We start from the raw sequence: 23,669 nt of genomic DNA, 5'->3' as shown, positions 1-23,669 counted from the left end.
CCGACACTTATGAAGATGCGACTCCGAAATTTCGTCCTGTGGTTCCTGCTGCTCATCGTTCTGGCCGTTGGCGGCGCGGTGGGCGCTGCCTACATGTGGATGCACCGCCCGATGACGCTGGCGGCCGACAAGATTGACTTCGTGGTTGATCCGGGCAGCAGTCCGCGCACTGTCGCGCGCGCGCTCAACGCGGCCGGCGTGCCGATGTGGGAGCCCGGTTTCGTGTGGATGGCGCGTCTGTCTGAACGCGACAAGCTGATGAAGGCGGGCGGCTATCAGGCGATCAATGGCGATACGCCGTGGCTGCTGCTCGAACGCCTGGCGCGCGGCGACATGACCCAGCGCCAGATCACGTTCCTGGAAGGCTGGACCTATCGCCAGATCCGCCAGGCGCTGCGCGACAACCCGGACGTCAAGCAGACGCTGGACGGCGTCAGCGACGAAGACTTGTTGGAACGGCTGGGCTCGACCATCAAGCACCCCGAAGGCCTGTTCTTCCCCGACACCTATATCTTCACGCCGGGCAGCACCGACTTTGACCTGCTGCGCCGCGCCTACCAGGAAGGCCAGCGCATCCTGAACGACACCTGGGACAAGCGCCAATCCGACGTGGCCGTCGCCACGCCCTATGAAGCGCTGGTCCTGGCGTCGATCATCGAGAAAGAAACCGGCCACGGTCCGGAGCGCCGGCGCGTGTCGGGCGTGTTCACCAACCGGCTGAAGATCGGCATGTTGCTGCAGACCGACCCGACCGTGATCTACGGCATGGGCGAGGCCTACCAGGGCCGCATCCGCAAGCGCGACCTGCAGACCGACACGCCCTGGAACACCTACACGCGTCCGGGCCTGCCGCCCACGCCGATCGCCGCGCCGGGCCGCGCCGCCTTGCTGGCCGCCGTGCAGCCTGAACAGCACAAGTTCCTGTATTTCGTCTCGCGCGGCAACGGCACCAGCGAGTTCTCGGCCAATCTGTCCGAGCACAACCGCAACGTCGCCCGCTACATTCTGGGTCAGGGCCAGCGCGCCACGCCCGCACCCACGCCTACGCCAACTCCCGCGCCCGCCGCCGCGCCGGCCGACCCCGAACCCGAATCAGCACAAGGACAAGATCAATGACCTCACGCGGACGCTTCATTACGCTGGAGGGCGTGGACGGCGCGGGCAAAAGCACGCACACGGACTGGATCGCGGATTTCCTGCGGGGGCAGGGCCTTGAGGTCGTGTCCACCCGCGAGCCGGGTGGCACCCCGCTTGGCGAAAAACTGCGCGCGCTGGTGCTGAACGATGCCATGGGGCTGGACACCGAAACGCTGCTGATGTTTGCCGCCCGTTGCGAACACGCCCGCCAGGTCATTGAGCCGGCGATTGCGCGCGGCGCGTGGGTCGTCTGCGACCGCTACACCGACGCCAGCTACGCCTATCAGGGCGGCGGCCGCGGCCTGGGCGCCGAGCGCGTGGCGGTCCTGGAAGACTGGATGCGCGCCGGCCGTCCCGATCGGACCTGGCTGTTCGACGTGCCGCTTGAAGTCGCGCGGGCGCGGCTGGCCGATGCGCGCGAGCCCGACCGCTTCGAACGCGAAGGCGCGGCGTTCTTCGAGCGCACCCGCGAGGCCTACCATGCCCGCGCCAAGGCCGATCCCGACCGCATCCGAGTCGTCGATTCCACCCGTTCCATTGCTCAGATCCGCGCAGACCTCGAGGCGGGCCTGCGCGAGCTGCTGGCCGTTCCTGCATGAGCGCGCCCCAGTTCCACCCCTGGCAGATGGAGACGGCCCGTGCGTGGCTGGGCAATCGTGACCGGTTCGCGCATGCCTGGCTGGTGCACGGGCTGGCCGGCATCGGCAAGCTGGATTTCGCCATCGCGGCGGCAGCCAGCCTGCTGTGCGAGACGCCCGAGAACGGGCTGGCGTGCGGCCACTGCGCGGCCTGCAACTGGTTCGCCAGCGGCAATCACCCGGACCTGCGCCGTATCCGCCCCGAGGCGGTGGCCGTGGAAGAGGGCGCGGACGCGGCCGAACAGGCCGAAGACGCCGAGCCGGCGGCGGGCGCCGCCAAGCGCGCGCCCTCCAAGGAAATCCGTATCGACCAGATCCGCTCGCTGGAATCCTGGTTCAACACCGCCACGCACCGTGGCGGCTGGCGCGTGGCGCTGCTGTATCCCGCCCATGCGCTGAACGTCGTGTCATCCAACGCCTTGCTCAAGGTGCTGGAAGAACCGCCTCCCCATACCGTCTTCCTGCTGGTCGCGGACGCGCCGGACCGGTTGCTGCCCACGCTGGTGTCGCGCTGCCGCCGGCTGCCGCTGCCCGCGCCCGATGCGGATACGGCGCTGCAATGGTTGCGCGACCAGAACGTGGAACCGGCGCGCGAATGGCTGGCTGCCGCAGGCGGCGCGCCGCTGGCGGCATTGCGGTTGGCGCAGTCGGGCGAATCCGCCTGTCCGGCGTGGCTGGGCCAGTTGGTCAATCCGTTGTCCAAGTGCCAGACGCCCGATGTCGGCACGCTGGCCGAATCCCTGGAAAAGGTGGCGGCGGCTGAATGGATCGATGCCTTGCAACGGCTCTACACCGATCTGATGCTGGCCAGCGCGGGCGCGCCGGTGCGCTATTTCCCGTCGCTGCAAGCCGGTGTGGCGCAGGTTGCCGCCCGTATCAATCCCGCCCGCGTGGCCGAATCGGCCCGCTGGCTGACGCGCCAGCGCGCGCTGGCCACGCACCCCCTGAACGCCAAGCTTTTCGCCCACGCCACCCTGCAACGCGTGGTGCTATCCTGCCAGGCGTAAGCCCTACCAGACTCTCCATGTACGTCGATTCACACTGTCATCTGAATTTTCCCGAGCTTGCCAACGATCTGCCGGCCATTCTTGACCGCATGACCGCCAATCAAGTCACGCACGCGCTGGTCGTCAGCGTCAACATGCCGGAATGGCCCGGCCTGATGTCGCTGGTCGAGCCCGAGCCGCGCCTGTGGGCGTCGGTGGGCGTGCACCCCGATTACGAAGATACGCCGGACCCCACGGCCGAAGAACTGGTGCGCCTGGCCGAGCATCCCAAGGTCGTGGCCATTGGCGAAACCGGGCTGGACTACTACCGGCTGTCCGAGCCGCTGGACTGGCAGCGCGAACGTTTCCGCCGCCACATCCGCGCCGCGCGCGACGCGGGCCTGCCGCTCATCGTACACACCCGGTCGTCCGCTGAGGACACCGTGCGCATGCTGGCCGAGGAAAAGGCGGCCGAGGCGGGCGGCGTGATGCACTGCTTCACCGAGACCTGGGAAGTGGCGCAGGCCGCGCTGGACCAGAACTTCTACATTTCGCTGTCCGGCATCGTCACGTTCAAGAACGCGCAGATCGTGCACGAAGTGGCCGCCAAGGTCCCGCTGGACCGGTTGCTGATCGAAACCGACTCGCCGTACCTGGCGCCGGTGCCGTTCCGCGGCAAGCTCAATGATCCGTCCAAGGTGATCCACGTGGCCGAAAAGATCGCGGACCTGCGCGGCATCACGGCGGCCGAGGTCGCGCGCGCATCTACCGACAATTTCTTCAAGCTGTTCAGCAAGATCAAGAAATAGGTCATCCCGATTCACTGAATTTGCATCCGAGGACAGCCATGGCCATCCGCATCGCCTCCGCCCATCAAGCCTTACTGTCATGCGGCCGCGCCGGTCTGCTGGCGCTGGCCATCGGCCTGGCCGCACCCGCGGCGCAGGCCGCCAATCCCGCCGACTGGTGGGTCTATGTCGCCAATGATTATCCCGACGACATCAAGGATCTGCTGGCGCAAGGCTCGGATCCCAACGTGCGCTACAAGAACGGCCAGCCGGCCATCATGCGCGCGGTCGTGGACAACGCCTGGAACGTCTTCGACGTGCTGGCCGCGGACAAGCGCACGGACGTCAATGCCGAGAACCCGGCGGGCGAGACGCCGCTGATGTACCTGGCCATCGCGGGGCAAACCGAACGCGCCAAGAAGTTGATCGCCCGTGGCGCGCAGGTCAACCGCCTGGGCTGGACGCCGCTGCATTACGCCGCGTCCAAGGGGCAGATGGAAATGGCGCGGCTGCTGCTGGCGAACAAGGCCATGGTCAATGCGCCCGCGCCCAATGGCGAGACGCCGCTGATGATGGCGGCGCTGTCCGGCCGCAAGCCCATGGTCGAGCTGCTGCTCAAGGCCGGCGCCGACGTCACCACGCAGGACACGAAGGGGCAGGACGCCGCCGCGTGGGCGGCCACGGGCAAGTCGGCGTCGCTCGCCGCCGAGCTGACGGCGCTGGTCAAGAAGGAAGAGGACGCCAGGCGCAAACGCCGCGCAGCCGCGCAGGGCGCGCCCCAGCAAGCGGATACCGCGCCGGCGGCTGAGGCGCCGGCGGCGGTTCCAGCGCCTGCGGCCCCGTCGGCGCCGGCACCGGCCGCTGCGGCGCCCGGTGGTGGTGTGAAGGGCGTCTCCGGCGTCGGGCTGTCGGATTACGAGAAGCCCCCCGCGCCGTGACGATCGCCGGCAGATGCGGAAACATCCCGCTACCGGCCCATCAGAACCCGCCTCACGGCGGGTTTTTTTACGCCCGGATTTCGGGGTTTTCCCTTGCGATTCTCAATCGATGGGAAAAATCAGAAGGGAAACCGCCACAAATTGATAATCTCGCTCCCATATTGCTGGGAGTTGAATCTTCATGTCGGAATCGTCTGTCGGGGCGGGCGCGGATCGCGTCCTGTATGTGCTGGCCACCCTGGCCCGGCACGACGGCCCGCTCAGCATTGCCGCCCTGACCGAGAAAACGGGCCTGGCGCAGAGCACGCTCTACCGGCAGATCGCGCTCCTCAAGCGCTGGGGATTCGTCGCCGAACACGAAGGCGAGTACGGACCCGGCCCGCTGTGCGTGCAGCTCGCCTGGGGCTTTGACCAGTCGTCGTTCCTGATTCACGAAGCGCAACCCGACATGGCCGCGCTGGCCGCGTCGTCCGGCGAGACCATCGGCCTGCTCGTCGCCGTGAAGGACCAGGCCGTGTGCCTGGACATGGTGGAAAGCCAGCATCCGCTGCGCTGCTCGTTCACCAAGGGCCGCGGGCTGCCGCTGGCGCGCGGCGCGTCGGCCAAGTCGCTGCTGGCGTTCATGCCGCAGGCCCGCCTGCAGGCCGCGCTGACCTACCTGGCCGATGAAGCCGGCGTGGATGCCGCCCGCCTGACCGGCGAGCTGGAGGCCATCCGCGCGCAGGGCTATGCCGTGACCGACAGCGAAGTCGACGCCGGCGTCTGGGGCGTTAGCGTGCCGATCTTTCAACGGGCAAACCAGGCCGTGGCCTCGATCACGCTGATGGCGCCGTCCACCCGCGCCGCGCAGCATCCGGACGCGCTGATCGAGATGACCCTCGCGGCCGCCCGCCGCATCTCGGAGCGCCTGAAGGCCGCCTGACGCCGTGTCGTCCGCCTTATCGAATACCTGTTTCACCTGCTTCATCGCTTAGCCCGTACCTAGCCGCAACGATCGTCGTACCCACCGTCGTACCACCTGTCGCACCCACCTCCATAGGACCCCACCATGACCACTCGCCGCACCCTGCTGTCCGCCGCCCTGACCCTGAGCCTCGCCTGGGCCGCTGGCGCCGCGCACGCCCAGGAAACGATCCGCGCCGTCACCGACGCCACCTTCCCGCCGATGGAATTCGTCAAGGACGGCAAGCGCACCGGCTTTGACATCGAGCTGGTCGAAGCGCTGGCCGGCGCGATGGGCAAGAAGGTTGAATGGATCGACATCGACTTCAAGGGCCTGATTCCGGCGCTGCAGGCCGGCCGCGCCGACATCGCGGTGTCCGCCATCTACATCACGCCCGAGCGCAGCAAGGTCGTCGATTTCACCGATCCGTACTACGCTGGCGGCCTTGTGGTCCTGACCAAGGCCGACGGCCCCGTCAAGTCGATCAAGGATCTGGATGGCCGCAAGGTGTCGGTGCAGGTCGGCACGAAGTCAGTGAACTACCTGAAAGAGCATTTCCCCAAGGTGCAGCGCGTGGAAGTCGAAAAGAACCAGGAGATGTTCAACCTGGTGCAGATCGGCCGCGCCGATGCCGCGGTGACGGGCAAGCCCGCGGCCAAGCTGTTCGCGCAGAGCACCAACGGCCTGACCGTGCTGAACGATCAGGTCACGACCGAGGACTATGGCATCGCCGTGCCCAAGAACAAGCCTGAGCTCACGCGCGACCTGAACGCCGCGCTGCAAAAGCTGAAGGCCGATGGCAGCTACCAGGCCATCGTGAACAAGTGGTTCGAGGCGCCCGCGAAATGAACCTGGAATTTTCACCCGTCTTCGCCGACTTCGACGCGCTGATGCGGGGCGCGCTGGTCACCATCGAGGTGACCGCCGGCGCCTTGCTGCTGGGCTGCGTGATGGGGCTGCTGGTCGGGATCGGCCGCCTCAACCCGCAGCGCCGCATCACGTACCACCTGTGCAGCACGTACCTGCTGTTCTTCCGGGGCACGCCGCTGCTGGTGCAGTTGTTCATCTGGTTCTTCGGCCTGCCGCAGTTCGGCGTGACGCTCCCGGCGTTCGCCTGCGGCGTGCTGGGCCTGGGTATGTATTCCGGGGCCTATGTGTCGGAGATCGTGCGGGGCGCGATCCAGTCGGTGGATCGCGGCCAGACGGAGGCGGCGCGCTCGCTGGGCATGTCGTCCGGCCAGGCGATGCGCATCATCATCCTGCCGCAGGCATTCGTGCGCATGATTCCGCCGCTGGGCAACGAGTTTATCGCGCTCATCAAGAACTCGGCGCTGGTCTCGCTGTTGACCATTCACGATCTGATGCACGAAGGGCAGAAGATCATCAGCGTGTCATATCGCTCGCTGGAAACCTACCTGGTAGTGGCTTTGATCTATCTGGCGCTGACCACGACCGCCATGGTGATTTTGCGCAAGATCGAGCATCGTCTGCGCGCGGGAGGGATGGTGCAATGAGCCTCGTCATCGAAGGTCAGGAAATGATCCGCATCCGCGGCCTGCACAAGTCCTACGGCGATCACGCCGTCCTGCGCGGCATCGATTTCGATGTGCTGAAGTCGCAGGTGGTGGTGGTCATCGGGCCCAGCGGCTCGGGCAAGAGCACCTTGCTGCGTTGCTGCAACGGGCTGGAAGTCGCCCAGCGCGGCACGGTCGATATCTGCGGCCAGACGCTGCAGGAAGACGGGGCGATGTTGCCAGAAGCCGAACTGAACCAGTTGCGCACGCAGGTGGGCATGGTGTTTCAGGGCTTCAATCTGTTCCCGCATCTGTCGGTGCTGGACAACGTGACCGTCGGGCCCCGCACGCTGCTGGGCATGGGCCGCGAACAGGCCAATGGGTTGGCGGCGGACCTGCTTAACAAGGTGGGGCTGTCGCAGAAGATGGCGGCCATGCCCGCCAGCCTGTCCGGCGGTCAGAAGCAGCGCGTGGCCATTGCGCGCGCGCTGGCCATGCAGCCGCAGGTCATGCTGTTCGACGAGCCGACCTCGGCGCTGGACCCGGAGCTGGTGGGGGAAGTGCTGCAGGTCATGAAGCTGCTGGCCCGCGAAGGCATGACGATGATGGTCGTGACGCACGAGATGGGTTTTGCCCGTGATGTGGCGGACGTGGTGGCCGTGATGGACGGCGGCGTCATCCTGGAATCCGGGCCGCCGGAGGTGATTTTCAGCGAGCCGCGCGAAGCCCGCACCCGCGAATTCCTGCAGGCGGTCCTGAGCGCCGGTCCGGGAGCCGCAGCATGAGCGCGCCGACACTGGACAAGAGCCTCTGGAAGGCCCGCGACGACAGCGCCGAGCAGGGCGACACCCGCCGGCTCGCGCACATCGTCGAGGCCGAAGCGGGGCAGGGCGAGATGGGTGAGGCCGTGCTGCTGGGCTTTGCCTGCGATGCGGGCGTGGCGCGCAATCAGGGCCGGGTGGGCGCTGCCGCGGGACCTGCGGGCATCCGCAAGTATCTGGCGGGCCTGCCGGCGCATGGGCTGACGCGCCTGCTGGATGCCGGCGACGTCGACTGCCACGGCGACAAGCTGGAAGACGCGCAGGAACGCCTGGGCCTGCGTCTGGCCGAACTGATGGGGCGGGGCGCGCGGCCGGTCGTCCTGGGTGGCGGCCATGAAATCGCCTGGGGCAGTTTCCAGGGACTGGCCCGCTGGCTGGACGCGCGCGGCGACGCGGGCGCCGTGCTGGTGCTGAATCTGGATGCGCACTTCGATCTGCGCACGGGCCGTCCCGGCAGTTCCGGCACCCCGTTCGACCAGATCTCGACAGACAGCGAGGCACGCGGGCGCGACCTGCAATACGCTTGCCTTGGCGTCTCGCGGCTGGCCAACACCCCAGCGCTCTACGCCCGCGCCGCGGAAATCGGGGCCGTGTGGATCGAAGACCGCGACATGCAGGAGCGGCATCTGGAAGCCCGTCTGGCCGACGTGGATGCGCTGCTGGCCAAGGCGCAGCACGTGTATCTGACGATCGATCTGGACGTGCTGCCCGCCGGCGTGATGCCGGGGGTGTCCGCGCCGGCGCCTTATGGCGTGCCGATGGCCGTGATCGAGGAAATCGTCCTGCGGGTCAAGGCGAGCGGCAAGCTCCGATTGGCGGACTTGGCGGAGTTCAACCCCAAGTTCGACGTCGACGGCCATGGCGCGCGCGCGGCGGCGCGTCTGGCGTGGCAGTTGCTGTCGGCGTGACTCGGCGCGGCAGAGGTGTCCGACGCCTTTGCTTCGGTGGCACACCGTGAAAGCGCGCCTTACCCCGGTGTCCGACACCGGGGCGGTCTGCAAGGTAGGCGTGGATGTAAAGGGCGGTCTTCCAAAAGAGGCCGCCTTTTTTTCGCCCCGAGTATCCCGGCCGCAGGCTGGACGCCGCCAATTTCGCGGCTTAGGATAGGTGCAGCTTCCGGGCCCGCCTGCGACCCGTTCGGTATCCGCAACGTTAATGCGTCCCTATTTAAAATATTTAAACTTTAAATAGGGACGCTATAACTTTCGTGGATAAAATGGCGCAACTTTGTCAGGAGAGCATGCTCATGTCTCAAACTCCCACCCATGCCTTGCCGTCTTATCTGAATGCCGAGGACCTCGGCCCTTGGGGTAATTACCTGCAACAAGTCGACCGGGTCACGCCGTACCTCGGTTCCCTGAGCCGGTGGGTCGAGACGCTGAAGCGTCCGAAGCGCTCGCTGATCGTCGATGTGCCGATCGAACTGGACAACGGCACCATCGCCCACTTCGAGGGCTACCGGGTGCAGCACAACGTGTCGCGCGGTCCGGGCAAGGGTGGTGTGCGTTTCCACCAGGACGTGACGCTGTCCGAAGTGATGGCGCTGGCCGCCTGGATGTCGGTCAAGAACGCCGCAGTCAACCTGCCGTACGGCGGCGCCAAGGGCGGCATCCGTGTCGACCCGCGCAAGCTCTCCGCCTCGGAACTCGAACGCATGACGCGCCGCTACACCAGCGAAATCGGCGTCATCATCGGACCGTCCAAGGACATTCCCGCCCCTGACGTGAACACCAACGCCCAGACCATGGCCTGGATGATGGACACGTACTCCATGAATGAAGGCGCCACCGCCACGGGTGTGGTCACCGGCAAGCCGATCGCACTGGGCGGCAGCCTGGGCCGCGTCGAGGCCACTGGCCGCGGCGTGTTCGTCGTGGCGTGCGAAGCCGCGCGCGACCGGAACATCGATGTGGCCGGCGCGCGCGTTGTCGTGCAGGGCTTCGGCAACGTGGGCGGCACCGCCGCCCGCCTGTTCCATGAAGCCGGCGCCAAGGTCATTGCCGCGCAGGATCACACCGGAACCGTGCACAACGCGGCTGGCCTGGACGTGCACAAGCTGCTGTCGCACGTGTCGCAGACCGGCGGCGTGGGCGGCTTCTCGGGCGGCCAGGCGCTGGACAAGGCTGAGTTCTGGACGCTGGAAACCGAATTCCTGATCCCGGCAGCCCTGGAAAGCCAGATCACCGTCGACAACGCCGCCAAGGTGCGCGCCAAGATCGTGGTCGAAGGCGCCAACGGCCCGACGACCCCGGAAGCGGACGACATCCTGGCCGAGAACGGCGTCTACGTCGTGCCGGACGTGCTGGCCAACGCCGGCGGCGTGACGGTCAGCTACTTTGAATGGGTGCAGGACTTCTCCAGCTTCTTCTGGAGCGAAGAAGAGATCAACCAGCGCCTCGAACGCCTGATGCGCGAGGCCTACGCCGCGGTGGCGCAGGTGTCGCGCGAGCACAAGGTGACGCTGCGCACCGCCGCGTTCATCGTGGCTTGCACGCGGATCCTGCAGGCCCGCCAGGTGCGCGGTCTGTATCCGTAAAGACTGAATCGGCGATGCGCCCGCGGGCGCGTCGCCGAGGAGGCAGAGAGAGACAAAAAAAGGAATCGCTCCGCAAGGGGCGATTCCTATTTGTGGCGCAAAAAAATGCCGGGCGGATGCCCGGCATTTTCGTTTGCGGAGGCCGGCCGGGGCCGTGGATTCATGAAGCCGGCCGCCGCGGGGGGCTTTACGACGCCGGCAGCAGCTCCGGCTTGAGTATGCCGCGCAGATCCTGGTACGAAATCGCCAACTCAGGCTCGCCGTGCGAATACGGCGCGATGGAATAGGCGTCGTACTTGACCACGATGCCGTCCCGCGTCAGCGCGAAGTTGTCGCTTTCCTGGAACGGCCACATCTTGTTGTACGCCGCCGGGTCGCGTTTGGCGTCCGGGTTGCCGGTCAGCCATTTTGCGTGCGCACGCTGCAGGGCCGCGACGTACTCGGCGCGCCGCCCCGGGATCAGCGCTTCGTCCAGGCTCATGACGCGGCCGCGGCTGCGCTCCCAGTTCAGATATTGCGTGGCCGGAATGCCGTGCGCGGCGCCGGTCAGGTACTGCTCCGTATGCAGTTCGATGGCAACGATGTCGCCGACCGTGTCCTTCACGCTGGCTTTGAAGTAGGTCGCGTCGCGCGGGCGCGCCGTGGACCAGAAATACTTCGTGTATTCCGACAGCGTGTCGTAGGGGCCGCGCCGGTTGGCGTCGGTGCCGGTCATGTAGGCGAGAACGTGGTCCACCAGCGCCGTCAGCTTCGGGATGCCCGGGAAGGCCACGCTGTCGATCTCGATGCGCGGGCAGTCTCCCTCGCAGCCCGGCTTGCTGGCGGCCCACTTGATGCGCTCGGTGGACAGGTCGCCCACCTTTTGGGGCGTGGCTGAAGATTGGGCGTTGGAATCGGCCAGCGTGATGTTCGACGGGGGCGTGCTGCTGCAGCCGGCGATGGCCAGCAGGGCGGCGCCCAGGATCAGACCGCGTATCGCGCCGGGCGGCGTGAATGTGCGACTCATGCAATTACCTCCAAAAACCGAGGCGCCGTCAGGGTACGACGCCTGTCCACTCGGCGCGGGAGAACTTTTCGTCCGCCTGCGCCTGGGCGCGCGCCAGCGTTTCGCTGCCTACGCTGCCCGGGGTCAGACGATGCAGGCCGGCAAAAGTTTCCACCATGCGGTCGATGATGACCTCGCGCGCCAGCCCGGTCTGCGTGCGCAGGGGGTCAACGCGCTTCTTGGCGCTGGTGGTGCCCTTGTCGGAGAGCTTCTCGCGGCCGATGCGCAGGACTTCGACCATCTTGTCCGCGTCGATGTCGTAGGACATGGTGACGTGATGCAGCACGGCGCCCGCACGGCGGGCCTGCGCCGCGCCGCCGATCTTGCCGATGTCGGAGGCGATGTCGTTCAGCGGCTGATACCAGGCCTTGATCCCCAGGCCTTGCAGCGCGGTCAGCACCCAGGCGTCCAGGAAGGCGTATGACTCCTGGAAGCTCATGCCGTGGACCAGCGCCTGCGGAGCGCTCAGCGAATAGGTAATGGAGTTGCCCGGCTCGATGAACATCGCGCCGCCACCGCTCACGCGGCGCACCACCTCGATGCCGTGGCGCGCAGCGCCGTCCGGATCGACTTCGTTCTTCAGCGATTGAAAGCGGCCAATCACGACGGCCGGCGCCGACCATTCCCAGATGCGCAGCGTGGGCGGCCGCTGGCCGGCGCCCACTTCGTCGGTAATGACTGCGTCCAGCGCCATGTGCAGCGCGGGCGGCTGCGGGCCTTCGTGGATCAGTTGCCAGTCGTAGTCGTTCCAGTCGGTACGGCTCATGCCAGCGCCCTCCGCAGCACCACGGCGATGGCTTCGGCCGAGAAGCCGAACATTTCGGCGTCGGCCGGCAGGGCCGATTGCACGGCCACCGCCAGTTCCAGTTCACCGGCGTCCGCGGGCATGCCGTTCAGGCCGCGGTTGATGGCTTCAAGCGCTTCGGGCGGCTCAAGAAAAAAGTCGCCGCTGATGCGCACGTCGGCCAGGCGGCCATCGCGCACTTCCAGATCCGCGACCACCAGTTTGCCGCCGGGGACTTTGTATTCGCCATGCAAGGGCATTGGGCGCTCCTTTCGAAAATCAGAATCAGACGTTACAGGCTGAGCTTCATGCCATCGTGGCTGGCCTTGAAACCCAGGCTTTCGTAGAACCGGCGCGCATCGGGGCGCGCCCGGTCCGTGGTGAGCTGGACCAGCCCGCAGCCCTGGCTGCGGCACTGTTCGATGGCCCATTCGAACATGGCGCGGCCCAGGCCCGCGCCGCGGAACGCCGACGCGATGCGCACGCTTTCGATCTGGCCCCGCCACAGGCCCAGCCGCGACAGGCCGGGTATGAACGATAACTGCAAACAGCCCACCAGTTGTGAATCCTGCTCAACCACGGCCAGGAATTGGTTGGAATCCTGCTCAATTGCCTCGAAGGCGGCAACATAGCGCGGGTTCAGCGGGACGGAGGCGTCCTCGCGACCGGCGCCCAGGTCGTCATCGGCCAGCATGGCCACGATGGCAGGCAGATCGGCCGCGCGCGCGCGGCGAAAGACGCGTTCCGGTGCGTTCATGGCACGCTCCTTGGGCGTTAGCGGACGTGTTGGGCGGTCTGGCCGAACAGGATGCGGCGCGCCTCGTCGTCGCTGAGCGGGGGCGTGGTGTTGACCGTGTCGGCCAGCGCGTACGCGCGTTGCGTCGCGGGGCGCGCGCGGATCGTGTCGAACCAGCGCTTGAGGTGCGGAAAGTCGTTCAGGTCCTGGCCCTGCTTGGCGTGCGGCACGATCCACGGGTAGGCCGCCATGTCGGCGATGGAATAGTCGCAGGCGACGAATTCGCGGTCGGCCAACCGTTTGTTCAGCACGCCGTACAGGCGATTGGTTTCGTTGACGTAGCGATCGATGGCGTAGGCGATGCGTTCCTGCGCATAGCCGGAGAAGTGGTGGTTCTGGCCGGCCATGGGGCCCAGGCCGCCCATCTGCCAGAAGAGCCATTGCGACACTTCGGCGCGGCCGCGCACGTCGGCGGGCAGGAACTTGCCGGTCTTTTCGGCCAGGTACTGCAGGATGGCGCCTGACTCGAACAACGGAATCGGCGCGCCGCCATCGGCAGGGGCCTGGTCGACGATGGCGGGGATGCGGTTGTTGGGCGCGATGGCCAGGAATTCGGGTTTGAACTGGTCGCCGCGGCCGATGTTGACGGGGTGAATCTTGTACGGCAGCCCGGTCTCTTCAAGGAACATCGTGATCTTGTGACCGTTGGGGGTAGTCCAGTAATAGAGATCGATCATGGGAGTGTCCTGTTCATCATGGCGCCGCGGGCAGCCGCCCGCGGATGGGAAGGGCCATGATAGCGGCGCGAACCGGACGCACGCCTGAATAACCGGGGACCGGGTGCGGGTTTGCCCGCAGGCTGCCTCGACAGCTCCTGCGGGCAAGACCCCGGCCATGCCGCCTGTTCAGACTGCACCGGCCCGCGGGCTGCGCGGCAGGCGCCAGTTCCAGTTCAGGCTGACGGCGGCAGCGGCCAGGAAGATCAGCGCCACGCCCGCCACCTGCGTCGCATCCATGCGATGGCCGTAGACCACGAAGTCCAGCAGGATGGCGACCGCGGGATAGATGAAGCTGAGCGCGGCGGTGGAGGTGGTGGGCAGCTTCTGGATGGCCGAGTACATCAGGATGTACATCAGGCAGGTATGGATGAGGCCCAGCGCCACCAGATAGCCCCATTGCACGGGCTGCGCGGGCAGGGCGTTAAAGTCCGCCATGGGCAGCAGCATGACCGCGCCCAGCGTCACCTGCACCAGCGCCAGCACTTGCGGCGGGATGCCCTTCAGGCGCTTCACGATGATGGCCGTGATGCCATAGAGCGCGGCCGCGCCCAGTCCCAGCATCAGCCCCGAGAGATACGCGCCGCCGCCCGCCGCGCCGGAGTCGCCTAGACGCAGCACCAGCAGCAGGCCCGCAAAGGCCACGAGCGACCAGGCGACCTTGCCGCGCGAAGGACGTTCACCCAGGAACAGCACGCCCAGACCGATCAGGAAAAACGGCTGCACGTTGTAGACGGCGGTGGCCAGCGAAATGGACGCCAGGCGATAGGCCGAGAACAGCAGCACCCAGTTCAGCACCAGCGCCGCGCCGGCGATCAGCGCCAGGGCCAGTGTTTTCGCGGTGAAAAGACCGGGCTTGAGCAGACCGCGCGCCCAGCAATACAGAAAGAGCGAGAGCGCCCCGAACACACAGCGAAAGAAGACGACGTTCCAGGCGCTTTGCCCGGACTCCAGTACGAAAACGCCCAGGGTGCCCGACAGGGTCATGGCGGCTGCCATCTGCAGGAGGCCGGTGCGTTCGGTTGAGGGGATCATGATGGTTCTCCAAGGGCCGTCTGGCCAGGAATTTGATGGAGAAATTATCCCAGGCGGTTCAATCTGCTTATATGATCTTGCGGTGGCACTTTCGCGATTCAACCTTGCTTTGGGTGGAATTTATGCAGAACGACCTAAAAAATGAAAGTCCGGTGCTGGATGGAATCGACCGCCGTCTGGTGGAGATGCTGTCGGCCAATGCGCGCACCACCACGGCCGATCTGGCGCGGCAGGTCGGCATGTCCGCGCCTAGCGTCGCGGACCGCATGCGGCGGCTTGAAGAGTCGGGGGTGATTCGCGCGTACACGCTGGATGTGGATCCGGTGGCGCTGGGTTATACGCTGGAAGCCATTGTGCGCATCCGGCCGCTACCTGGGCAGTTACGCCACGTCGAGGGCCTGATCCAGCAGATTCCGGAATTCGTGGAGTGCGACAAGGTGACGGGCGATGACTGCTTCATCGCCCGCATGGTGCTCAGGTCGATCACGCATCTGGATGGCATATTGGAGCGCGTGACCGAATTTGCCGAGACCAACACCGCCATCGTCAAGACGCACACGGTGCGCAGGCGGCTGCCGCCGCTGCGTTAGACGGGGGCGGACAGGGCCTTCTCGATGTCCTCGCGCAGACTGGCCGGCGTGTCGGTGGGCGCATACCGCCTGATGACGCGGCCGTCGCGCCCGACCAGGAACTTGGTGAAGTTCCACTTGATGCCTTCAGTGCCGAAGACGCCCGGCTTCTCGCCCTTGAGCCACTGGTACAGCGGGTGGGCGTTTGCGCCGTTGACGTCAATCTTGGCGAACAGCGGGAAAGTGATGTCGTACTGGGTGCTGCAGAAATTCTGGATCTCGGCCTCGTTGCCGGGCTCTTGGTGGCCGAACTGGTCGCACGGAAAACCCAGCACGGTCAGTCCGTCGTCGTGGAACGACCGGTAAAGATCCTCGAGGCCCGCATATTGCGGTGTGAATCCGCATTTGGACGCGACGTTCACCACCAGCAGCACGCGGCCGCGGTACGTTTCTAGAGACTGTTCCGTGCCGTCGATGGCGCGGGCGGAGAAATCATGGATCGTGCTCATGCGGGCTCCTGAAATCGGGCGTCCGTGCGCGGCGGCGCGGGCGCGGGGCAGACCTGCGAGTGTAGCGCCGGACAGGGGCGTGGGGGCTTTGGCGCCGCGAGGCCATGCCGGTTCTATGATGCGGTGTTGCTGAAGATCAGAGATGAGAGGAGCCCCGCATGGAAGGAATGATCGAGCGGCTTGAGGCGATGCTGGCCAAGGGCACGGACAACCTGCTGCTGCGGTATTCGCTGGGCAAGGCTTATGCGGAGCAGGAAAGCTATGCCGAAGCCGCCACGCATCTGCGCGCGGCGCTGGCGTTTGATCCCACGTATTCCGTCGCCTGGAAGTGGCTGGGCAAGGCCAACCTCGGGCTGGGCGACAAGCCGGGCGCGCGCGCCGCCTGGGAGTCCGGATTGCAAGCGGCTCAGGCGCGGGGCGACCAGCAGGTCGTCAAGGAGTTGCAGGTGTTCATCAAGCGCCTGGATAAGGAAGCGGCCGCTAGCGCCTGAACGCGCCGGTGGCGGACACGCGGAACACTTCGATGGCGTCACGCAACCGGGCGCCATCGGTGCGCAGGTTTTCCACGGCCTGCGAGGCCAGCTCGGCACGCGCGGCGTTGTCCTGCGCGGCGCTTTCGGTTTCGGTAATCGTGCGGCTTACGGCGTCGATGCCGGCGTGTACGTCGCGGGTGATGCTGACAAGGCTCTTGCGCATGACTTCCAGGGAGAACTTCAGCTCGCCGATCTCGTCCCGGGGCAGAGCGCCGGGAAGCGGCGTGCTCAGGTTGCCCGCCGCGATCTGGCGCGTGAAGTCGGTTGCCGACCCCAGCAGCCCGGCGATGGACCGGGCAAAGCCCCAGCCCGCCGCAAAGATCAGGGCGACCCCGCCCGCGGTCAACGCCGCGGCAAAGGCCAATGCCTCGGGGGTCAGGCGCGTGTGCAGACCGTAGATCGCCGCGCCGGCCGCGGCCAGGAAAAGGAAGGACGACAGCACCGCCCATGCCAGCATGCGGGCGCGCACGCCGGTCAGCCGCCCGCGCGTCAGCCGTGCCAGGACGCCGCGCAGCCCGGTGGGCTGGACCTGGCCGCCGTGCAGGCGGATGCCTGGCGCGGTGGCGGTCCGCAGCCTGTCGTAGGCGGCTTGCGCGGCCTCGATCTGCGCGCGTGTCGGCTTGACGCGCACCGACGCGTAGCAGACCGTCACGCCGCGCTCGATGATGGGCGTGACATTGGCCAGCACCCAATAAAAGCCGCCGTCCTTGCGGCGATTCTTGACCATGCCCGTCCACGGTTCGCCGCGCTGAATGGTGCGCCACAGGTCGTCGAAGGCGGCGGGCGGCATGTCCGGGTGGCGGACGATGTTGTGGGGCGCGCCGACCAGTTCCTCGCGCGAGAAGCCGCTGACCTCGACAAAGGCCGGATTCGCATAGATGATCCGGCCGCGGGAATCGGTGCGGGAGATCAGGTATTGCTCGTCGCGTAGTACATATTCCCGGTCATTGACCGGCTGACTGCTGCGCATGCGTTGCTCGTCCTGTGATGGGCGAGGGCATCATCGGGGACTGCCGCGGCGGCGGCAATGACGTACGTCAACGCCGCTCAGGGTTCAACGCCCCTCAGGCGGCGGGCAGGTTGCCGAAGGCTTCCAGCGCGCGCAATCGGCTTTGCGCCAGGTCGACGATCGGCTCGGGATAGCCTGCGGCGGCGCGCTCCATCGGGCTGGGATCGTGGATCGCCTTGTCGTCCAGGTGCGCCAGCTCGGGCAGCCATTCGCGCAGGAACACGCCGCGCGGATCGAACCTGCGCGATTGCGACAACGGATTGAAGACGCGGAAATAGGGCACGGCGTCGGCGCCCGTCGAGGCGCTCCATTGCCAGCCGCCGTTGTTGGCGGCCAGGTCGCCGTCCACGAGCTGGCTCATGAACCACGCTTCGCCCAGACGCCAGTCGATCAGCAGATTCTTGGACAGGAACATGGCCGTCACCATACGCAGCCGGTTGTGCATCCAGCCCAGCGCCAGCATCTGGCGCATGGCGGCGTCCACGATCGGGATGCCGGTCTTGCCCTGCTGCCAGGCCGCCAGGTCGTCGGGCGCGTCGCGCCACGGCACGGCGGCGGTTTCCGGCTTCATGGGCCGGTGCATGGACAGGGCGGGAAAGGCGGCCAGCAGGTGCTGGTAGAACTCGCGCCATAGCAGTTCGTTGATCCAGGTGGCGGCGCCGGCCTTGCCGCTGTCGATCTCACCCTGGTTGGCCGCCAGCGCAGCGCGTAGCGCCTGCCCCGGCGACAGGACGCCCGCGGCCAGGTAAGGCGACAGGCAACTGGTTGCGGGCAGCGACGGAAAGTCGCGCTCGTCCTTGTACGCAAAGATGGCGTCGTCGGCAAAGGCGGCCAGACGGTCGCTGGCCGCGGTTTCCCCCGCCGGCCACAGCGCCCGCACGGCGTCATTGGGCGCGTCGAACCCCTTGAACGATTCCGGCAGCGGATCGGCCTGCCAGCGCGGTGGCGTCTGAGCGCGCGGCGCGGGGATGGGACGCAGCGGCGCGCTGCGCAGTCGCTCGCGGCAGGTGCGGGCGTAGGGCGTGTAGACGCGGTAGCACTCGCCCTTGCCGTTGAGCACGGTGCCCGGACGCAGCAGTGTTGCGCCATGGTGCAGGGTCCAGTCGACACCAATGTCCCCCAGGGCGCTTGCGACCGCGTCGTCGCGGCGCCGCTCGTTGACGCCCCATTCGGCGTTGGCATGGACCTGTTCGATCGCGTGCTCCTGGCAGAACTCGGCCAAGGCGCGCGGCGCGTGGCGCCAGTCGTCCACGGTCACCAGCTTCAGGGGAATGCCGACTTGCGCCAGGTCGCGGGACAGCTCACGCAGGTTGCGCAGCCAGAAATCCACCTTGGCCGGGGAATCGCCATGCTGGCGCCATTGACCCGGGGCGGCCAGGAATAGGGCGGTGACCGTGCCGGCCTCGGCCGCCGCGGCCAGCGCGGCGTTGTCGTGCATGCGCAGGTCGGTGCGCAGCCAGAGCAGCGTATTCATCGGAAGGGCTCCAGGAGACGGGCCGGGCGGGCGGGCCGGCGAGGCTGCGATTCTATCCTGTGCCTGCCCCTGTCCCCGGCGGGCGGCGCTTGGAAGCCGATGTAAAAACTACGAGGAGATGTGACGGGTGTTGCGGTGCAACCCGCTGTGCCGGGCCCGAGCGAGGGGCAGCGGCGGGCAGGCCTGCGGGCGGCCGGCGGGCCGGATTCTGCCGTCAAACCCCGAAACACGCTGGCGCGCGGGGCGTATTGACGCAGGGTGGGGCGCGCCATGTAATGCAAATAAACGACTAAAGCAGGCAAACGCTATGGGAAATCTGATGGACTTTCGCCCGTCCTTTCTGAAGGGACGAACACCCGCCGGCAAGACGACCCGGGATGTCTTGCAGAAGCTCTGGCAATCGGTCGATTTGCCGGGCGAGTCGCTGGAGCACGTGGTGCTGACGGGCGCCGACCCTGTCGTCCCCTCCTCGTTCGCCGTGGGTACCGCCGCGCAGGCCAGCATGTCGGCCGCCGCGCTGGCCGCTGCAGAGGTCTGGCATTTGCGCGGCGGCGCGCGGCAGCAGGTTAGCGTCGACATGCTGCACGCGGCGCAGGAGTGCCGCAGCCACTTCACGATCAACGGGGTCACGCCCAACATCTGGGATCCCATTACGGGTGTCTATCGCTGCGGCGATGGCGGCTGGGTGCGCATTCACGCCAATTTCGCGCATCACCGCGACGGGGCGCTGGCGTTGCTGGGCTGCCCGACCGGCGACGGCGCGACGCGCGAGGCGGTGGAGCGCGCGCTGAGCCGCTGGAAGGCGCTGGACTTCGAACAGGTTGCTGCCGATGCCGGCATGGTCGTGTCAGCCATGCGCTCTTTCGAGGAATGGGACCGCCACCCGCAAGGGCAGGCCGTCGCGGCGCAGCCGCTGCTGACCATCGAACGCATCGGCGAGGCCGACCCGCGCCCGCTGCCCAAGTACGCACAGAACGCGCGTCCGTTGCAGGACATCCGTGTGCTGGACCTGACGCGCATCATCGCCGGTCCGGTTTGCGGCCGGGCGCTGGCGGCTTACGGCGCGGACGTCATGCTGGTCAACAGTCCGCAACTGCCCAACATCGACAACATCATTGACACCAGCCGCGGCAAGCTGTCTGTGCTGGCCGACCTGGACACGGCCGATGGGCGCATCGCGCTGGGCAACCTGCTGCGCAGCGCGCACATCTTTGTGCAGGGCTACCGGCCGGGCGGGATGTCCGCGCTGGGCTTCGGTCCGCAGGATGCGGCGCGCATCCGGCCCGGCATTGTCTACGTGTCGCTTAGTGCGTATGGCACGACGGGCCCGTGGGCGAACCGCCGCGGCTTCGATTCCCTGGTGCAGACGGCCACGGGCTTCAACCACGCGGAAGCGCTGGCGGCCGGCCAAGCCGCGCCCAAAGCGCTGCCCATGCAGATCCTGGATCATGCGTCCGGTTATCTGATGGCGTTCGGCGCGCAGGTGGCGCTGGCGCGTCAGGCGACCGAAGGCGGCAGTTGGCACGTGCGCGTGTCGCTTGCTCAGACGGCGCACTGGCTGCGCGGCCTGGGTCGGGTGGACGGCGGGTTGGACTGTGCGATGCCTGGATTTGACGGGCTGATGGAGACGTCGCCGTCAGGCTTTGGTGAACTGGTCGCCGTGCGCCATGCGGCGCGCTTTTCGGAGACGCCGGCGCGATGGATCCGGCCGTCCAGCCCCCCGGGCACGCACCCGACGGTCTGGCCGTTCGATTAAGGCTTGCAGGCGGCGCGCATCTTGTTGGCGCGCTGCCGTCCTACTGCTTTGCCTTCCAGTCCCGCAGCGCCCGCATCGTGTTCGCCACGTGCGATTCGGGACTCATGTCCGTGAATTCATACAGGATCTTGCCTTCGGGCGAGATCACGTACGACACGCGTTGCGCATACTCGGGCCGCCTGTCGTGCACAGCGTCATACGCCTTCATCACCTTGCCGTCGCTGTCTGCCGCGACGGCAAATTTGTTGCGGCATTCGCTGACGGAAAACTTCTTGAGCGTGTCGATGTTGTCGGTGGAGACGCCGACGACGGTGGCGCCCAGCGCCTTGTATTCGTCGGTGGCTTCGGCAAAGTTGTGGGCTTCGATGGTGCAGCCCTGCGTGAATGCCGCCGGGAAGAAATACAGCACCACCGGGCCTTGCTTGAGCGCTTCGTTCAGCTTGAATGTGTATTCGTTGCCGCCCAGCGAGGCGGGCACGCTGAAGTCCGGCGCGGCTGCGCCCACGGGAAGTGCCGCGTGCGCCGACGTCCCGGCCATCAGGCCGCAGACCAGGATCCAGGGGGCAATGCGCTTCATGGGTGTCTCCTATCGGGACCGCGGAAATGCCGCGGCAAGCTGCCTACTGTAGCGGCGAGGCGAACGAGGGTCCAGTTCAGCCGCCATCAGGCCCGCGCCCATTGCCCTTGAGCTGGTCGCGCACGGAGGGCGGGCGGGATTGCTGGGCATCCCGCTGCTGCTGCTGTTGCCGAGCCTGCTGGGCCTGCTGATCACGCTGTTGTTGCTGTCGGGTCTGAATCAGCTGTTGCTGCTGCTGTTGGCGGGCTTGCTGAGACTGCTGATCGCGTTGCTGTTGCTGTCTGGATTGCTGGAGCAACTGCTGCTGGTCACGTTGCCGCTCCTGCCGCTCCTGCCGCGCCTGTTGCTCGTGCTCCTGCCGGTCGCGCGCCATCTGCCTGGCCCGGTCATCGCGATCGCGCTGCTGGCGCGCCTGTTGTTCCTGTTGCCGCCGATCACGCAGATCCTGCTGGTTCTGTTGGTCACGCTGCAGTTGCTGGCGCGCCTGCTGGTCCCGCATCTGCTGCTGCCTGAGCTGCTGTTGGGCCTGGGCGTCGTTCTGCAGGCGGTTGCGGTTGTCCTGCTCACGGACCTGTTGCTGCCGCCGCTGGTCGTTCTTGAGTTGATCGCGGACGAGCTGGTCACGGGCCTGCTGGTCACGCGCTTGCTGCTGGCGGTCCTGCGGCAGGCGGTCCTGCGGCAGGCGGTCCTGCGGCGACGGCCCTTGCCGCCGACCGTCGCGGCCCCGATCTTCCGTCAGCCCCAAGCTCCGCTGGACGGCGGTGGGGCCGCTGTCGGGACGGCCTTGCGCATTCCTGCCATCCCGACCTGGTCTGCCGTTGTCAGCATGATCCAGGTACGCCTGAGGCGGCCGTCCCTTGTTGTGTTCAAAGAACTGCGCACGGTTGCCGCCCGCATCGCGGATGTAGCCGCGTTGCACGTCCGTGGGGCCGGAATGGCGGTCGCGGCGCGCGGCCAGTTCACGCGGGTCGGCGTTGCGACGCACACCTTGAGGTCCGCCGTGATAGCTGACACGGCGGTTGTCCACATTGTTGACGATGATGTCGCGGTGGTAGACATTGGTCACGCGCGTCACGTTCACGTTCGTGACGGACCGGTTGTAGTAGAAGCGGTCGCGCTTCCAGTAGCCGCCGACATACCCCAGGCCGGTGTAGCCGAAGCCATAGTTGATCCCGCCATAAAAGCCCACATGCGGACCCCAGTAGCCCGGATTCCAGAGGTACACGCCGTTTGAGAAGCCCCAGTATCCGGGCGTCCAGAGCGCACCCTGATACGGCGCCAGCACCCACGCGCCCGGGACCCAGAAGAAGCCGTAGCGGTTGCGGCTCCAGTAGCCGGGTACCCACATATAGCCGTCGGCTGGGGCGGGCGGTTGCACATAGACGGGCAGGGGCGGGGGTGGTTCGGGACTGCGGTCGACCAATGCGAGGTTTGCGTTGGCGGGGTCGCCGTCGTCGTACCCGGGCTGATAGGTGGATGGAGCCGGCGCCTGCTGCGTGGAATAGACGTTCGCGCCGGATGGAACCGGCACCTGCTGCGTGGAATAGACGTTCTGCGCGGCAGCGGCCGCGCTGGCTGCCAGGAGCGCAGCAGTGGCGAGGGGGCGCAAGCGGGCGATCTGGAAGGATGGGTTCATGAGAATGTCCTTTGCGCAGCAGGTCCGCGGGTCAATAGCCGCGATAGTAATAATGCGGGGCGGGATACGCCGGGTAGTAGTGATAATGCGGCGTGTAATAGACCGGCGCGGGCCGGTAGTAGGCCGGCCGGGCCGGCACAACCACGCAGCCGCTCAGGGCACTGACCATCGCTATCAACAACAACACAAGCTTCTTCATATTTCGGCTCCCGCCGGGCGCAAGGCGCGAGATACGCCTTTCCTGCGCTCATAGGGATTAGGCCACGGCCGCGGGGTCGAGTTCGGGACTGTAATCGTTCCGAAACAGCTTTCGCGTGACCAGTGATTGCGCCTGCGTGACGGTCGATGTCGTTCGTATCAATGTCTGCGGATACGCGTGATTTGCGTCGCAAAAAGAAAGGGACCGCATGATGCGGTCCCCCTGTTGCCTTGATCGCCCGCGGCAATGCGCAGCGGGCGCGACGTAAGGTCAGTTCCAGCGTCCGCCGTTGCCGGCCAGGCTGAAACGGCCGGCGCCCATGAAGGCGATGGCCAGTCCGGTGAAGAGGAACATGCCCTGCAGTTCAAGCGCCCAGCCGCCGTTGTTGGTCATGCTGGCAATGCTGCCGCTGTGCGCCAGCAGGATGGCGACAACCATGTTGATGGCGATGATCAGACCGCCCAGACGCGTGTAGACGCCGATGATCAGCAGGACAGGGGCGATGATTTCGCCCACGTAGACGCCGTAGGCCAGGAACCCGGGCAAGCCGTGGGAGGACAGCATGCCGCTGATGCCGCCGACGCCGCCGCCGGTCAGTTTGGCCAGGCCATGGAGCAGAATCAGAATACCGAGGGTCAGGCGCAGGATCAGCTTGCCGGTGTCATCGGACTTGATCATGGTGAGTTTCTCTTTTGATGGTTAAGGGGGACAGTGCGCCGAGTTGGAACGC

The 23,669-nt window shown here is 66.6% G+C and carries 28 protein-coding genes; 15 read left to right on the top strand and 13 right to left on the bottom strand.

Annotated features, from left to right (window positions below):
- Positions 1-15 precede the first annotated feature (15 nt).
- From mltG to HV681_RS04490, 11 genes are all read left to right on the top strand, one after another.
- Entirely contained in the window at positions 16-1,116 is a 1,101-nt protein-coding gene (mltG, locus tag HV681_RS04540; RefSeq protein ID WP_376784685.1) for an endolytic transglycosylase MltG, read from the top strand.
- On the top strand, positions 1,113-1,736 hold the full coding sequence (gene tmk / locus HV681_RS04535; RefSeq protein ID WP_175121902.1) for a dTMP kinase: 624 nt from the start codon (positions 1,113-1,115) through the stop codon (positions 1,734-1,736). The genes mltG and tmk overlap by 4 nt, the downstream gene beginning before the upstream one ends.
- Positions 1,733-2,782: a DNA polymerase III subunit delta' gene (holB, locus tag HV681_RS04530; RefSeq protein ID WP_175121901.1), complete on the top strand. Its 1,050-nt coding sequence runs from the start codon at positions 1,733-1,735 to the stop codon at positions 2,780-2,782. Before tmk ends, holB begins: the two co-directional genes overlap by 4 nt.
- A gap of 17 nt (positions 2,783-2,799) precedes the next feature.
- Entirely contained in the window at positions 2,800-3,570 is a 771-nt protein-coding gene (locus tag HV681_RS04525) for a TatD family hydrolase (RefSeq protein ID WP_175121900.1), read from the top strand.
- A gap of 38 nt (positions 3,571-3,608) precedes the next feature.
- A complete protein-coding gene (locus HV681_RS04520; protein ID WP_175121899.1) occupies positions 3,609-4,487 on the top strand; it encodes an ankyrin repeat domain-containing protein in 879 nt (292 codons plus the stop codon).
- Between the two features lie 181 nt (positions 4,488-4,668).
- Positions 4,669-5,409, top strand: coding sequence for an IclR family transcriptional regulator (locus tag HV681_RS04515; protein WP_175121898.1), 741 nt, complete (start codon positions 4,669-4,671; stop codon positions 5,407-5,409).
- Positions 5,410-5,535: 126 nt separating this feature from the next.
- A complete protein-coding gene (locus tag HV681_RS04510) occupies positions 5,536-6,279 on the top strand; it encodes a transporter substrate-binding domain-containing protein (RefSeq protein WP_175121897.1) in 744 nt (247 codons plus the stop codon).
- The gene (locus HV681_RS04505) at positions 6,276-6,944 is read left to right on the top strand and encodes an amino acid ABC transporter permease (RefSeq protein ID WP_056570374.1); all 669 of its coding nucleotides are present in this window, start codon (positions 6,276-6,278) and stop codon (positions 6,942-6,944) included. Before HV681_RS04510 ends, HV681_RS04505 begins: the two co-directional genes overlap by 4 nt.
- Positions 6,941-7,729 (top strand): amino acid ABC transporter ATP-binding protein, encoded by a 789-nt coding sequence (locus tag HV681_RS04500; RefSeq protein WP_302478736.1) that lies wholly within the window; start codon positions 6,941-6,943, stop codon positions 7,727-7,729. Before HV681_RS04505 ends, HV681_RS04500 begins: the two co-directional genes overlap by 4 nt.
- The gene (gene hutG, locus HV681_RS04495) at positions 7,726-8,673 is read left to right on the top strand and encodes a formimidoylglutamase (protein ID WP_175121896.1); all 948 of its coding nucleotides are present in this window, start codon (positions 7,726-7,728) and stop codon (positions 8,671-8,673) included. Before HV681_RS04500 ends, hutG begins: the two co-directional genes overlap by 4 nt.
- Before the next feature lie 338 nt (positions 8,674-9,011).
- A complete protein-coding gene (locus HV681_RS04490) occupies positions 9,012-10,301 on the top strand; it encodes a Glu/Leu/Phe/Val family dehydrogenase (RefSeq protein WP_175121895.1) in 1,290 nt (429 codons plus the stop codon).
- 187 nt (positions 10,302-10,488) lie between these two features.
- On the opposite strand, the gene HV681_RS04485 is transcribed toward HV681_RS04490, so the two are convergent.
- From HV681_RS04485 to HV681_RS04460, 6 genes are all read right to left on the bottom strand, one after another.
- Positions 10,489-11,307, bottom strand: a complete 819-nt coding sequence (locus HV681_RS04485) for an RsiV family protein (RefSeq protein WP_175121894.1) — start codon at positions 11,305-11,307, stop codon at positions 10,489-10,491.
- 28 nt (positions 11,308-11,335) lie between these two features.
- Positions 11,336-12,112 carry a lipoate--protein ligase family protein gene (locus tag HV681_RS04480; protein ID WP_105238573.1) on the bottom strand — a complete coding sequence of 259 codons (777 nt, stop codon included), beginning with the start codon at positions 12,110-12,112 and terminating at the stop codon, positions 11,336-11,338.
- Positions 12,109-12,384, bottom strand: coding sequence for a lipoate-protein ligase small subunit (gene lplB, locus HV681_RS04475; RefSeq protein WP_056318682.1), 276 nt, complete (start codon positions 12,382-12,384; stop codon positions 12,109-12,111). The genes HV681_RS04480 and lplB overlap by 4 nt, the downstream gene beginning before the upstream one ends.
- Positions 12,385-12,422: 38 nt before the next feature.
- A complete protein-coding gene (locus tag HV681_RS04470; protein WP_175121893.1) occupies positions 12,423-12,887 on the bottom strand; it encodes a GNAT family N-acetyltransferase in 465 nt (154 codons plus the stop codon).
- Positions 12,888-12,904: 17 nt separating this feature from the next.
- Positions 12,905-13,603, bottom strand: a complete 699-nt coding sequence (locus HV681_RS04465) for a glutathione S-transferase N-terminal domain-containing protein (RefSeq protein WP_175121892.1) — start codon at positions 13,601-13,603, stop codon at positions 12,905-12,907.
- Between the two features lie 168 nt (positions 13,604-13,771).
- The gene (locus tag HV681_RS04460) at positions 13,772-14,677 is read right to left on the bottom strand and encodes a DMT family transporter (protein WP_175121891.1); all 906 of its coding nucleotides are present in this window, start codon (positions 14,675-14,677) and stop codon (positions 13,772-13,774) included.
- Here HV681_RS04460 and HV681_RS04455 point away from each other — a divergent pair.
- Positions 14,676-14,822, top strand: coding sequence for a hypothetical protein (locus tag HV681_RS04455; RefSeq protein WP_175121119.1), 147 nt, complete (start codon positions 14,676-14,678; stop codon positions 14,820-14,822). The two genes, HV681_RS04460 and HV681_RS04455, sit on opposite strands and share 2 nt — an antisense overlap.
- Positions 14,800-15,267, top strand: coding sequence for an Lrp/AsnC family transcriptional regulator (locus tag HV681_RS04450; RefSeq protein WP_175121890.1), 468 nt, complete (start codon positions 14,800-14,802; stop codon positions 15,265-15,267). The genes HV681_RS04455 and HV681_RS04450 overlap by 23 nt, the downstream gene beginning before the upstream one ends.
- Here HV681_RS04450 and HV681_RS04445 read toward each other — a convergent pair.
- The gene (locus HV681_RS04445) at positions 15,264-15,755 is read right to left on the bottom strand and encodes a glutathione peroxidase (RefSeq protein ID WP_175121889.1); all 492 of its coding nucleotides are present in this window, start codon (positions 15,753-15,755) and stop codon (positions 15,264-15,266) included. The genes HV681_RS04450 and HV681_RS04445 overlap by 4 nt on opposite strands.
- 158 nt (positions 15,756-15,913) lie before the next feature.
- Between HV681_RS04445 and HV681_RS04440 the strand changes: the two genes are divergently transcribed.
- Positions 15,914-16,246: a tetratricopeptide repeat protein gene (locus HV681_RS04440; RefSeq protein WP_175121888.1), complete on the top strand. Its 333-nt coding sequence runs from the start codon at positions 15,914-15,916 to the stop codon at positions 16,244-16,246.
- Here HV681_RS04440 and HV681_RS04435 read toward each other — a convergent pair.
- Together HV681_RS04435 and phrB are read right to left on the bottom strand one after the other, a co-directional pair.
- On the bottom strand, positions 16,236-17,258 hold the full coding sequence (locus HV681_RS04435; protein ID WP_175121887.1) for a PAS domain-containing protein: 1,023 nt from the start codon (positions 17,256-17,258) through the stop codon (positions 16,236-16,238). The genes HV681_RS04440 and HV681_RS04435 overlap by 11 nt on opposite strands.
- A 94-nt stretch (positions 17,259-17,352) precedes the next feature.
- Positions 17,353-18,771: a deoxyribodipyrimidine photo-lyase gene (phrB, locus tag HV681_RS04430; RefSeq protein WP_175121886.1), complete on the bottom strand. Its 1,419-nt coding sequence runs from the start codon at positions 18,769-18,771 to the stop codon at positions 17,353-17,355.
- Positions 18,772-19,078: 307 nt separating this feature from the next.
- Between phrB and HV681_RS04425 the strand changes: the two genes are divergently transcribed.
- Positions 19,079-20,527, top strand: a complete 1,449-nt coding sequence (locus HV681_RS04425) for a CoA transferase (protein ID WP_175121885.1) — start codon at positions 19,079-19,081, stop codon at positions 20,525-20,527.
- Positions 20,528-20,567: 40 nt separating this feature from the next.
- Here the strand turns inward: HV681_RS04425 and HV681_RS04420 are convergent, their stop codons facing one another.
- The 4 genes from HV681_RS04420 to HV681_RS04405 form a co-directional block, all read right to left on the bottom strand.
- On the bottom strand, positions 20,568-21,104 hold the full coding sequence (locus HV681_RS04420) for a peroxiredoxin (RefSeq protein ID WP_175121884.1): 537 nt from the start codon (positions 21,102-21,104) through the stop codon (positions 20,568-20,570).
- A gap of 76 nt (positions 21,105-21,180) precedes the next feature.
- A complete protein-coding gene (locus HV681_RS04415) occupies positions 21,181-22,740 on the bottom strand; it encodes an adenylate cyclase (protein ID WP_175121883.1) in 1,560 nt (519 codons plus the stop codon).
- 31 nt (positions 22,741-22,771) lie between these two features.
- Positions 22,772-22,939, bottom strand: a complete 168-nt coding sequence (locus tag HV681_RS04410; protein ID WP_175121882.1) for a hypothetical protein — start codon at positions 22,937-22,939, stop codon at positions 22,772-22,774.
- 270 nt (positions 22,940-23,209) lie between these two features.
- The gene (locus HV681_RS04405; RefSeq protein WP_175121881.1) at positions 23,210-23,617 is read right to left on the bottom strand and encodes a DoxX family protein; all 408 of its coding nucleotides are present in this window, start codon (positions 23,615-23,617) and stop codon (positions 23,210-23,212) included.
- Between the last annotated feature and the right edge of the window lie 52 nt (positions 23,618-23,669).

The sequence above is a fragment of the Achromobacter animicus genome (assembly GCF_902859585.1).
GTDB classification, from domain to species: domain Bacteria; phylum Pseudomonadota; class Gammaproteobacteria; order Burkholderiales; family Burkholderiaceae_B; genus Achromobacter; species Achromobacter animicus.
Note: the sequence above shows the minus strand (reverse complement) of the source record. Positions and strands in the feature narration are given on the sequence as shown.